Origin of the sequence: Streptomyces sp. AC602_WCS936, from assembly GCF_019049125.1 — a bacterium.
Taxonomy (GTDB): Bacteria; Actinomycetota; Actinomycetes; order Streptomycetales; family Streptomycetaceae; genus Streptomyces.
The window spans coordinates 518,969-530,503 of sequence record NZ_JAGMUF010000054.1; the positions used below are offsets into that span (position 1 = coordinate 518,969).

An 11,535-nucleotide genomic window follows, 5' to 3' on the forward strand; every position below is an offset into this window, starting at 1 on the left:
TACCCGGACGGCCTCCCCCTCTGTCATCTCGACCTGAGAGCTTCACCGGGCGGACCCGAGGGCCCTCCCGGCTTTCACCGTCGGTGAGAGCGGAAGCCGTCGACACCCGCTCTGCTTTCCAGAGTGACCTCGTCCGTGCGGTACGTGAGCCTGAGAGATTCCGGGGAGGATTTGCTCCTTCGGCGCCTCCGGTGATGTCCGGAGGACTCTCCCGCACGGGGTCAGCAGCCGCTGTCAGGGTACCAGCGAGGCCGCCGCACGGACCTTCGAGTGGCCGACCGCCCTTATGTGCTCTTTCGTTAGTACTACGGATGATTTCGGCGGCTGGCGGGTCGGCTGGTGCACGACCCCAGTACGATCATGTGGAGGGCCCGTGCGTACCGAGATAGACCCGCGCAACCTGATCGGCCGCAAGGCGTTCGACCGCAACGGCACCCGGATCGGCACCGTCGACGAGGTCTACCTCGACGACGCCACCGGCGTCCCGGAGTGGGCGGCCATACGCACCGGGCTGTTCAGCAGGGACGCCTTCGTGCCCCTGGAGCCGAGCGAGCTGGTGGACGGGACACTGCGCGTGCCCTTCGACCGCGCTCTGATCAAGGAGGCGCCCGACTTCGGCGTCGGCCGCCACCTCTCTCCGGAGCAGGAACTGCAGCTCTACCACCACTACGGCCTCGACGTCGCCGCCCCTCCCCCGCCGCCCGACCACGACTTCGGCAAGCTGGCCGGCCAGGACAAGGAGGACGCCTGACGGTCCGGTCCGTACCGCCGCCCCGCGGCACCCACCGTCAGCCGGAGGCCGGCCGCACGGGACCCACCGGCCCGCCCCCGGCGTCGGGGCCCGGGCAGGACTCCGCGCCGGGGCCCGGGACGGTCACCACGTCAGGGCCCGGGAGGGCCCCCACGTCAGGACCCGGAGCCGTCACCGCGCCCGAACCCGGAGCCGTCACCGCGCCCGAACCCGGACACACCTCCGCACCGGAACCCGGGGCAGTTCCCGCGTCAGGACCCGGACAGGCCCCAACGTCAGGACTCGGGGCGGTCCCGGCGCCGGAACCCGGAGAGACGTCCGCGCCGGGCCCCGGGGCAGTCTCCGCGTCGGCGCCCGGACCGGCCCCCACATCAGAGCGCGGGTCGGTCCCGGCGTTGGAACCCGGGTACGTTCCCGTGTCGGGACTCGGGCCGATCTCCGCTTCGGAATCCGGGGCTGTTTCCGCACCGGTTTCCATGGGCCCCGTCCCGGCCGTCCCGGGTCTTCGCGCGACCGGCGCGACCAGCGGCAGCGGGTCCGCCGGTGTCAGATCCGGGTCGTCCACCGGGAAGGTCCGCACCCGGCCGGTCCCCGAGTACGGCGTCTCGAAGCGCACCGTGACCCGGCCCAGACCGCTGCCCTGCACCCAGCCGTGCCCGTACTCCGTGTGCCGCACGTCGTGCCCCGCCGGCCACCGGCGCTCACCGGGCGCCGGACGGTGCTCCTCGGCCGGCTCGGCCTCGGGCTCCTCGGCGAGTTCCTCGGCCGGGTCTCCCGCCGCCTGCGCGAAGAGGTCCTCCTGGGTGTAGTCGGCGAGGCCACTGACGCCGACCCCGAGCAGCCGTACGCCGCCGGTGGTGTCCACCAGGTCCAGCAGCCGGGCCGCCGCCTCCCGCACCACCGCGGGGTCGTCCGTCGGCCCGCGCAGGGTCTCCGAGCGGGTCAGCGTGGAGAAGTCGTACCTGCGCACCTTGAGGACGATGGTCCGGCCGGACAGTCCGGAGCCGCGCAGCCGGCGCACACACCGGTCCGCCAGCCGCCGCACTTCCATGCCGACCCGTGTCCGGTCGTGGATGTCGACGTCGTAGGTGTCCTCGACCGACACCGACTTGGTCTCCCGCTCGGCGACGACGGGCCGCTCGTCACGCGCCAGGGCCATCGCGTACAGGGCGTGCCCGTGCGCCTTGCCCAGCAGCCGTACGAGCTCGTCCTCGCCCGCCTCGGCGAGCTCGCCGACCGTGGTGATGCCGGCCCGCCGCAGGTGGTCGCCGGTGGCCGGTCCCACGCCGGGCAGCGTCCGCACGGACATCGGCTCCAGCATGGCCCGCTCCGTACCCGGCGGGATCAGGACCAGCCCGTCGGGTTTGGCCTCCTCCGAGGCGATCTTGGCGAGCATCTTGGAGGCCGCCAGCCCCACCGACCCCGTGAGTCCGGTGACGGTGCGGATGTCCGCACGGAGCCTCGCCCCCGCCAGCCGCGCGGAGTCCGCGTCCCAGGCCGCGCCCCCCGCCTCCAGGTCGACGAACGCCTCGTCCAGGCTCAGCGGCTCCACCAGCGGCGACAGCGCCCGCAGGAGCCGCATCACCTGCTCGCTGATCGTCCGGTACAGCTCGAAGCGCGGGACGAGGTACGCGGCGTTGGGAGCCAGGCGCCGGGCCTGCCCCATGGGCATCGCCGAGTGGACGCCGAAGACCCGCGCCTCGTACGACGCGGTGGCCACCACTCCGCGCGGTCCCAGGCCTCCCACGACCACGGCCTTCCCGCGCAGACTCGGTTTGGACGCCTGCTCCACCGAGGCGAAGAAGGCATCCATGTCGAGATGCAGGATCGTGGGCGCGGCTCTCACATGTCCGATGGTGCCTCACACCACTGACAATGCCCCGTCGGCGTGCGGCAGTGCTCAGACGGCCCGGTTGCGCCGCCGCGCCAGCTCGTCGGCGGGATTGTGTCCGACCAGGGTCTCGCCCGTGTCGATCCGCTCGCCGTGCAACTGGGAGAGCGCGCTCTCCACGTCCCGCCAGACCACGCCGACGGCGATGCCGAAGACGCCCTGGCCGCCCTGGAGCAGGGCGTGCACCTCGTCGGGCGAGGTGCACTCGTGGACCGTGGCGCCGTCACTCATCAGCGTCATCCGCTCCAGGTCACGGAAGCCGCGCTCCCTGAGGTGCTGGACGGCGGTACGGATGTTCTGCAGAGAGACGCCGGTGTCGAGGAAGCGCTTGACGATCTTCAGTACGACCACGTCGCGGAAGCTGTACAGGCGCTGCGTCCCGGAGTCGTGCGCCGGTCTCACGCTGGGCTCGACGAGGCCGGTGCGGGCCCAGTAGTCGAGCTGCCGGTAGGTGATACCGGCGGCCGCGCAGGCCGTCGGACCGCGGTAGCCGATCTGCTCGGACGCCATGGACGTCGCCCCTCCGCTGCTCGGCACCGCAGCCGGTCGCTGCGGAGCCGGGTCGGCCACGCCACCGTGCTGCGGGTAGCCCCCGCCCGCACGGAGTCGGGAGCCCGGGGGAGGGTACGGACCGCTTGCCCCGAGGCCGTGCCCGGAGCCACCCCCGGCCGTACCGTCGCCGCTGATTCTCACGCCGACCTCCGTCCTTGACCTGCCTCCTCGACGGTAGGCAGTCACCAAGGGTGCGTCAACGATCGCCACACTCGGCACGCCGAGTGATAATCACCCTACGAGTGGTTTCCCGTGCCCCATCACGGGGAAAGGCTAGCCGAATGTGCCCGGAGCGGGCCGTGCGCCGCCTCGGGGCACCTCACCCGCGCGGCTCACTGATTGCTGGTTCCGAAGTCCTCCGGCGAGATCTGGTCGAGGAACTCGCGGAACTTCTCCACCTCGTCCTCCTGCTCGTCCGGGATGGCGATGCCCGCGTCGTCGAGGACCGTGTCGCTGCCGTAGATAGGCGTCCCGGTGCGCAGCGCCAGCGCTATCGCGTCGGACGGCCGGGCACTCACCTCGACACCGCTCGCGAAGACCAGCTCGGCGTAGAAGACGGAGTCGCGCAGGTCCGTGATGCGCACTTCCGTGAGCTCCTGGCCGACGGCTTCCAGCACGTCCTTGAACAGGTCGTGCGTCAGCGGGCGTGCGGGAGCCATGCCCTGCTGTGCGAAGGCGATCGCCGTCGCCTCCCCGGGCCCGATCCAGATGGGGAGGTAACGTTCGCCTCCCACCTCGCGCAGCAGCACGATCGGTTGGTTGGAGGGCATCTCGACCCGGACACCTACGACATCGAGCTCGTTCACACAGCAACCCTAGGCCGTACCCGGGACATTTGGGTAGTCGGGCCGGGATCGGGTGGGCGATCCGGGGGGGCCGGACCTCGTACCGGGCCGGCCCGTCGGGTCCGGTCAGGGCAGCCGTACCCCCAGGGCGGTCTGTACCAGCGCCGCGTGCAGCTTCACCGCCAGCCCCGCCAGCTCCTTGGTGCGGGCCTCGGCGTGAGCCCTGGTCTGCGGATTGCGGTGCCGCTTCAGCGGTGCCACCACTTGGTCCACGAGACCGGCCTCCCGGTCGGCGGCGGCCTTCATCACCCGCAGGTGTCGGGGCTCGATGCCGAACCGGCCCAGCTGGACCACCAGCGACGCCACGGTCACCGTCTCGGCGTCGTAGGCGCCGTCGGAGAGCGGGACGACGAGTCCGTACGACTCCCACTCCTTCAGCTCCTGCTCGCCGATACCGGCCGCGGCGAGCAGTTCCTCCCGGCCGATCCGGGCCGCCGCGGGCCCCTCCGCGGGCTCCGGCGCCGGCTCTCCGTTCCGCTGCCGGCCGAGCGTCGGCAGCGGTACGGCCTCGCCGCGCTCCATGGCGTCCAGGTGCTCGCGGATCACCTTCAGCGGCAGGTAGTGGTCCCGCTGCATGCGCAGCACCCGACCGAGACGCTCGACGTCGTGCGCGCTGAACTTGCGGTACCCGGCCGGGGTCCGCCGCGGCTCGACGAGCCCTTCCGACTCCAGAAAACGGATCTTGGAGATGGTGATGTCGGGGAACTCGTCGCGCAGTGCGTTCAGCACCGCGCCGATGCTCATCAGCCCACTGTCCGCGGCGGTGGTGCCGTTCCCGGCACCACCGCTCGGTGTTTGAAGCATGGACCTTCCCTGGAGGTTCCCCGGGCGGTGGCCCGGGGGCGGTCAGTAACCCCGCTGGCTCGCGTAGAAGACCAGCCGGTACTTGCCGATCTGCACCTCGTCACCGTTCGACAGGGCGACCTGGTCGATGCGCTCGCGGTTGACGTACGTGCCGTTCAGGCTGCCGACGTCGGCGACCGTGAACGAGCCGTCATGGCTGCGGCGGAACTCCACGTGCCGGCGTGAGACCGTCACGTCGTCCAGGAAGATGTCGCTCTGCGGGTGACGCCCGGCGGTGGTCAGCTCGCCGTCCAGCAGGAAGCGGCTGCCCGAGTTCGGGCCACGGCGCACGACCAGAAGGGCTGAGCCGAGCGGCAGCGCGTCCACGGCGGCCTGCGCCTCGGGCGAGAGCGACGGCATCGCGGTCTGGCCGGTGACCTCGGCGTCGTACGCCTCCAGCCCCGAGATGGAGATCGTGGAGGTCGTCTCGGACGCACGCTCCGGGACGGCACCCGGGCGCAGCGGCGCTCCGCAGTTGGAGCAGAAGCGGCTGTTCTCCGCGTTGCGGTTACCGCACCTCGTACACACCAGGGCCGACATGGACGGATCCTCCTGCCGCGGCTGCCCCGCCGGGGCGTTCGACGCGTACGGGCCGGGCGCGAACCCTCCACCCGTACCTGAGGCTGACGGTTGGCCGAAACCTATGCCGCCGGACTGGGCAGGGTCAACAGACGGCGCGCCCTGACCACCGGAAACGTCACCGCCCGGACCAGCCACCTGGTCCCGGAACATCGGGCGCCCGCCCTCCGCGTCGGGCTGTGCCCGATGGCGAGCGGTCGCGTTCTCGCGGCCCTCTCGCGCGCTCTTGCCGAACAACTTCGCAAACAACTTCACGGGCGATTCCCCTTGACCGAAACAGACCCGCCCGTGGGGCAGGACGAACCCTGACTGAACGTACTGGCCGACCCGGACACCTTCACAACGTCCGTCTCCACCAGACAGTTTCCACCACGCACCACCCAATCGGTGCGCCGACCCCCCGCAACCTCATGCCCTCGCCGGACGCCCCCCATGCACCGCCGGTTCACTGGGAGGACGACCGAGCGTAGTCAGGCCGCTTCGCCGCTCGCAAGGCGTCCACGACGATCTTGCTCGACCGCTCAACAGTAACGGTGGCCTGTTCCTTCTCCAGAGTCTGCACCACGCCTCCAGGAATGTTGAGAGCCGGTTCGAGGTCCTGCGGCTCGCCGATGACCTGGAAACGATAGGGCGCGTTGATCTTGTTCCCGTCGATGCTCACGGAGTTGCCGGAGTCCGTGAGGTAGGTGTCGGCGACGACCCGGACACCGTTCACCTGAATCGCCTCCGCCCCCGCCGCGCGCAGCTCCTGGATCGCGTCGAGCAGCATGTCCGCCTCGACCGCACCCTTCGTGTCCTCGATCGTCACCGTGATACCGGGCCCCTGCGCGGCCACGGTGCCCGCGAGTACGCCGAGTTGCCGCTCCCTTTCGAGCGTCTGCTTGCGGGCCTCCTCCGCCTGGTCCGAGCTGTTCTCCAGCTCGTCGCGCTGCTTCTCGAGACCCTGCTTCTCGTCTTCTAGACGCTGACTGCGGTCGTCCAGTTCATCGAGGATGCGGACCAGATCCTCCTGCCGCGCACCGCGCAGCGCGCTGTCGCCCTCACTGTTCGAGGCCACCTGGACCGCGAGGCCGAATCCGAGACCGAACAGGAGGAGGGCCACGATCAGTTGGGCCCGCGTGAGACGCGGCGGCCACAGGCCCTTGGCGAGCCGCTGCCTGCCGGTCAGCCCGGGCTGCCGCGGCCCCTGCGGGTCCCCGTCCGGGCCGTCACCGGTCGCGGCGCCCGCCTCCGGGGCTTCCGAAGACTGCACCTCGTCGGGCAGCTCCTTGCGCAGGCCACTCGGCCGCTGCTCGTCCTGGTCACTCATCGGCCTCACGCCCGGAAGACGTGGCGGCGGATCGCCGCCGCGTTGGAGAAGATGCGGATGCCGAGGACCACCACGACACCGGTGGACAGCTGGGCCCCGACGCCCAGCTTGTCGCCGAGGAACACGATCAGCGCGGCGACGACCACGTTCGACAGGAACGACACCACGAAGACCTTGTCGTCGAAGATGCCGTCGAGCATGGCCCGCAGACCGCCGAAGACAGCGTCGAGCGCCGCCACGACGGCGATCGGCAGATACGGCTCGACGGCCGCCGGGACCTCCGGCCGGACCAACAGGCCGGCCACGACTCCCACGACGAGGCCCAGTACGGCGATCACGATGTGCCCTTCTCGGTTATCGGCTGTGCTGTACGTACGATCACGCTCGGTGCGGCCGGCAGCTGGAGGTCGTCCGCGACGGAGATGGCGGTGCGGATTCCGTAGTTCTCCTGCAGGGCGTGCAGGTAGAACCCGTCGGCGCTGTCCTGGAACCGGCTGCTGAGCCGTTCGCCGTCCCCCACCGCGAGCACCGTGTACGGCGGTACCAGCGGCCTGTTGTCGACCAGGATCGCGTCACCGGCGGCCCTGATCGCCGACAGCGCCGTCAGGCGCTGTCCGTTGATGGAGATCGCCTCGGCTCCCGACTCCCAGAGCCCGTTCACCACGCGCTGCATGTCCCGGTCGCGCACCCGGCCCGTGTCGGAGAATCCGGAGCTGCCGCGCGGCTGCCCGTCGCCCCCGGTGCCGGCGTCCTTGGCATCGTCCACCACGAGCTTCACCCCGGGTCCGTGCACCGCGACGGCGCCCGACAGGACGCCGACCAGGTCGGACCGGTCGCTGTCGCCGTTCTTCTCGAGCGCCTCGCGCTGCCGGGCACTCACGTCGCCGCGCAGTTCCTCGATGCTCTCCTCGAGCTTGTCGGCCGCGGAGGTCTCCTCCTCGATGCGGTCGATGAGCTCTTCGCGCTCTTTGGCGAGGGCGGGAGCGGCGACCCTCGCCTGGGCGGCACCGACCGTCACGACCAGCGCCGCCAGCACCAGACCGGCGGCCAGGCCGAGCTTGGCACGGAGGGTCTTGGGCAGACCGCCGCCGCCCTCGGCCTTCTTCCGCGCGGCGGCCTCGGCGTATCCGTCGTCGAGGCTGTGGTCCATGACGTTGGTGAGCAAGGACATGGACGCGTCCGGCCGCGCGGGCCGCGTGGATGTGCTCCGAACGGGGGGTTGCTGCGGCATGCCGCACATCGTCGCACGCCCCGGCCACTACCTCCGAACGGCCCCACCGGCGTGCCGGACGGGCCCCCTTGGGGACACTTGTCCGGCACGCACGCGTGCGGGTGTCTCAGCGGCCCGCGCTGTCCACCACGGCGGACCACTCGTCGAGCAGCGCCTGCGCGGAGGCGTCGTCGGGGCCCTCCGCCCACAGGTGGGTGACGGCCTCCGCCGGGTCGGGCAGCACCATCACCCAGCGCCCGTCCGTCTCCACCACGCGGACACCGTCGGTGGTGTCCACGAAGCGGTCTCCGGCCGCCTCGACGACCCGTCGCATCACCAGGCCCTTGACGGCCCACGGGGTCGCCAGATCGCGCTTGAGGACGTGGGCGCGCGGGATCCGGGCGTCGATCTGGCTCAGGGTGAGCTGCGTCCGCGCCACCAGCCCGATCAGCCGCACGAAGGCGGCCGTGCCGTCGTAGACGCTGCTGAACTCCGGGACGATGAAGCCGCCCTTGCCGTCACCGCCGAAGATCGTCCCGTCCTCGCCCCCGACCCGCGTCAGGTCGTCGGGAGACGTGGTCGTCCACTCGACCTGGGTGCCGTGGTAGGCGGCCACCTGCTCGGCGATCCTGGTGGTCGTCACCGGCAGTGCCACCCGTCCGCTGCGCCGCTCGGCCGCGATCAGGTCGAGCATCACCAGCAGCGCCCGGTCGTCCTCGATGATGCGGCCCTTCTCGTCGACGAGCGACAGCCGCTCACCGACCGGGTCGAACCGCACACCGAACGCCGCCCGCGAGGAGGCCACGATCTCCCCGAGGCGCACCAGCCCCGAGCGCCGCATGTCGGCGGACTCGGTGGGCCTGGACTCGTCGAGGCCGGGGTTGATGGTCAGCGAGTCGACACCCAGCTTGCCGAGGAGGCTCGGCAGGACCAGTCCCGCACTGCCGTTGGAGGCGTCGACGACCACCTTGAGCCCGGACTCCGCGATCCCGGTGATGTCGACGTTGCGCAGCAGCGATCCGGTGTACGAGTCGAAGACACTGGACGGGAAGTGCAGGTCACCGATCTCGCCGGGGAACGCCCGCCGGTACTCCTGCCGCGCGAACACCCGGTCCAGCTTCCGCTGGCTGCCCTGCGACAGGTCGGCACCCTGTCCGTCGAAGAACATGATGTCCACGGAGTCCGGCACGCCGGGCGTGGTCCGGATCATGATGCCGCCGGCGCTGCCCCGCGCGGTCTGCTGCCTCGCGACGGGCAGCGGTACGTTCTCCAGGTCCCGTACGTCGATGGCGCTGGCCTGGAGTGCGGAGATCACCGCCCGCTTCAGCGCACGCGCACCACGGGAGTGGTCGCGGGCCGTGGTGACGGTGGAACCCTTCTTGAGGGTCGTCGCGTAGGCGCCGGCCAGCCGTACGGCCAGCTCCGGTGTGATCTCCACGTTCAGGATGCCGGAGACCCCGCGAGCCCCGAAGAGATGCGCCTGGCCCCGCGACTCCCAGATGACCGACGTGTTGACGAAGGCACCGGCCTCGATGGTCTTGAACGGATAGACCCGCACGTTGCCCTGGATGATCGATTCTTCACCGACCAGGCACTCGTCTCCGATGACCGCGCCGTCCTCGATCCGCGCGGCGCGCATGATGTCGGTGTTCTTGCCGACGACGCAGCCCCGCAGATTGCTGTGCGGGCCGACGTACACGTTGTCGGCCACCACCGCCTTGTGCAGGAACGCACCGCTCTTGACGACGACGTTCGAGCCGACGACGGTGTGCTCCCGGATCTCGGCGCCGGCCTCCACCTTGGCGTAGTCGCCGACGTAGAGGGGCCCCCGGAGGACGGCGTCGGGATGCACCTCCGCGCCTTCTGCCACCCATACTCCGGGCGAGATCTCGAAGCCGTCGATGTCGACGTCGACCTTGCGCTCCAGAACGTCCGCCTGGGCCTTCACATAGCTTTCGTGCGTGCCGACATCCTCCCAGTAACCCTCGGCGACATAGCCGTAGACGGGCTTGCCCTCCTTCATCAGCTGCGGGAAGACGTCGCCGGACCAGTCCACGGGCACGTCGGGGTCGACGTAGTCGAACACCTCGGGCTCCATGACGTAGATGCCGGTGTTCACGGTGTCCGAGAAGACCTGGCCCCAGGTCGGCTTCTCCAGGAACCGCTCGACCTTGCCCTCGTCGTCGACGATGGTGATACCGAATTCCAGCGGGTTGGGCACGCGTGTCAGACACACGGTGACGAGCGCGCCCTTTTCCTTGTGGAAATTGATCAGGTCGGTGAGGTCGAAGTCGGTCAGGGCATCGCCGGAGATAACGAGGAAGGCATCGTCCTTCAACGCCTCTTCGGCGTTCTTGACGCTTCCGGCGGTACCGAGTGGCTTCTCCTCGTTGGCATAGGTGAGCTCCATTCCGAGCTCCTCGCCGTCGCCGAAGTAGTTCTTGACCAGGGAGGCCAGGAACTGCACGGTGACGACGGTTTCATTGAGCCCGTGCCTTTTCAGCAGCCGCAGAACGTGCTCCATGATCGGCCGGTTGGCCACCGGCAGGAGCGGCTTGGGCATGCTCGAGGTCATCGGGCGAAGACGCGTGCCCTCGCCCCCAGCCATCACGACGGCCTTCATGTCGGAAGCGTCCTCCTCTAAGAGACGACGGATTGACCGACTTCACCCGTCCAGGGTCCCGCACTTTTGCAGCGCGGGCCATCCGGCGTCAGTGCCGCACAATCGGCGAACGAGTTCAATCGGCCGTGGTGTCCGCACGGACCAAGCGGCGGACCTGCACCACGTAGAGAACACCTGCCCACCAGTACAGGGTTGTACCCCATCCGGCGAACGCCCATCCGAAAACGGCAGCGAGTGACGCGATCCATCCGCTTCCGTCGCTGAGCAGAAGCAGGGGGAAGGCGTACATGAGGTTGAAGGTGGCGGCCTTCCCCAGGAAGTTCACCTGCGGCGGCGGATAGCCGTGCCGGCGCAGGATGCCGACCATCACGAGCAGGACCGCTTCGCGGGCAAGCAGTACAAGCGTCAACCAGAGCGGAAGAATCTCCCGCCAGGTGAGTCCCACCAAGGTCGACAGGATGTAGAGCCGGTCAGCCGCGGGGTCCAGGAGCCGTCCGAGACTGCTGATCTGGTTCCAGCGCCGCGCCAGCTTCCCGTCCAGGTAGTCACTGACCCCGCTCAGGGCCAGGACCAACAGCGCCCAGCCGTCGCTCTGCGGGCCCCCGAACTCGGGCCTGAGGATCAGCCACAGGAACAGAGGCACGCCGGCGAGACGCGCCATGCTGAGGATGTTCGGAATGGTGAGGACCCGGTCGGTCTGCACGCGGGTCTCCTGGACCTCCACGCGGGGGCCTCCTGGGGTGAAACGAGCCAATGATGCTCCCTGACCTTACCTCAACGCAAAAAAGCTCCGGCTCTCGGGCTGTGTGCCCAAGAGCCGGAGCTCTAAGAGGAGTTCGGCGGCGTCCTACTCTCCCACAGGGTCCCCCCTGCAGTACCATCGGCGCTGTAAGGCTTAGCTTCCGGGTTCGGAATGTAACCGGGCGTTTCCC

At 70.0% G+C, this 11,535-nt stretch carries 10 protein-coding genes, 1 rRNA gene, 1 pseudogene and 1 riboswitch; of the genes and pseudogenes, 1 reads left to right on the forward strand and 11 read right to left on the reverse strand.

Annotated elements, in window-relative coordinates:
* Window positions 1–128: 128 nt before the first annotated feature.
* Window positions 129–224, reverse strand: a riboswitch (glycine riboswitch).
* 149 nt (window positions 225–373) lie between these two features.
* Complete coding sequence (locus tag KUM03_RS19805) at window positions 374–751, forward strand: PRC-barrel domain-containing protein (protein WP_073731454.1); 378 nt, start codon at window positions 374–376, stop codon at window positions 749–751.
* 475 nt (window positions 752–1,226) lie between these two features.
* On the opposite strand, the pseudogene KUM03_RS19810 reads toward KUM03_RS19805, so the two are convergent.
* The 11 genes and pseudogenes from KUM03_RS19810 to rrf all read right to left on the reverse strand — a co-directional run.
* Window positions 1,227–2,597, reverse strand: a pseudogene (locus tag KUM03_RS19810) (DNA polymerase IV); the annotation flags it as partial.
* 54 nt (window positions 2,598–2,651) lie between these two features.
* Window positions 2,652–3,335 (reverse strand): MerR family transcriptional regulator, encoded by a 684-nt coding sequence (locus KUM03_RS19815; protein ID WP_217250579.1) that lies wholly within the window; start codon window positions 3,333–3,335, stop codon window positions 2,652–2,654.
* A 191-nt stretch (window positions 3,336–3,526) separates the two neighbouring features.
* Complete coding sequence (locus KUM03_RS19820; protein ID WP_019327631.1) at window positions 3,527–4,000, reverse strand: bifunctional nuclease family protein; 474 nt, start codon at window positions 3,998–4,000, stop codon at window positions 3,527–3,529.
* A gap of 105 nt (window positions 4,001–4,105) precedes the next feature.
* On the reverse strand, window positions 4,106–4,843 hold the full coding sequence (locus KUM03_RS19825; RefSeq protein WP_217250580.1) for a MerR family transcriptional regulator: 738 nt from the start codon (window positions 4,841–4,843) through the stop codon (window positions 4,106–4,108).
* 42 nt (window positions 4,844–4,885) lie between these two features.
* Entirely contained in the window at window positions 4,886–5,845 is a 960-nt protein-coding gene (locus KUM03_RS19830; protein ID WP_217250581.1) for an FHA domain-containing protein, read from the reverse strand.
* Between the two features lie 61 nt (window positions 5,846–5,906).
* Window positions 5,907–6,770: a DUF881 domain-containing protein gene (locus KUM03_RS19835; protein ID WP_217250582.1), complete on the reverse strand. Its 864-nt coding sequence runs from the start codon at window positions 6,768–6,770 to the stop codon at window positions 5,907–5,909.
* 5 nt (window positions 6,771–6,775) lie between these two features.
* Window positions 6,776–7,108, reverse strand: a complete 333-nt coding sequence (locus KUM03_RS19840) for a small basic family protein (protein ID WP_003977440.1) — start codon at window positions 7,106–7,108, stop codon at window positions 6,776–6,778.
* Complete coding sequence (locus tag KUM03_RS19845; protein WP_254399506.1) at window positions 7,105–7,941, reverse strand: DUF881 domain-containing protein; 837 nt, start codon at window positions 7,939–7,941, stop codon at window positions 7,105–7,107. Before KUM03_RS19845 ends, KUM03_RS19840 begins: the two co-directional genes overlap by 4 nt.
* A gap of 166 nt (window positions 7,942–8,107) precedes the next feature.
* On the reverse strand, window positions 8,108–10,603 hold the full coding sequence (locus KUM03_RS19850; protein WP_217250584.1) for a mannose-1-phosphate guanyltransferase: 2,496 nt from the start codon (window positions 10,601–10,603) through the stop codon (window positions 8,108–8,110).
* Window positions 10,604–10,718: 115 nt separating this feature from the next.
* Window positions 10,719–11,327 (reverse strand): CDP-alcohol phosphatidyltransferase family protein, encoded by a 609-nt coding sequence (locus tag KUM03_RS19855; RefSeq protein WP_217250585.1) that lies wholly within the window; start codon window positions 11,325–11,327, stop codon window positions 10,719–10,721.
* 110 nt (window positions 11,328–11,437) lie between these two features.
* Window positions 11,438–11,535 (reverse strand): 5S ribosomal RNA (gene rrf, locus KUM03_RS19860); the annotation flags it as partial.

What these genes read in the sequence shown, in the direction of transcription:
- KUM03_RS19845 (WP_254399506.1), bottom strand. Translation starts at nt 7,941, where the DNA reads ATGTCCTTGCTCACCAACGTCATGGACCACAGCCTCGACGACGGATAC.
- KUM03_RS19850 (WP_217250584.1), bottom strand. Translation starts at nt 10,603, where the DNA reads ATGAAGGCCGTCGTGATGGCTGGGGGCGAGGGCACGCGTCTTCGCCCG.
- KUM03_RS19835 (WP_217250582.1), bottom strand. Translation starts at nt 6,770, where the DNA reads ATGAGTGACCAGGACGAGCAGCGGCCGAGTGGCCTGCGCAAGGAGCTG.
- KUM03_RS19825 (WP_217250580.1), bottom strand. Translation starts at nt 4,843, where the DNA reads ATGCTTCAAACACCGAGCGGTGGTGCCGGGAACGGCACCACCGCCGCG.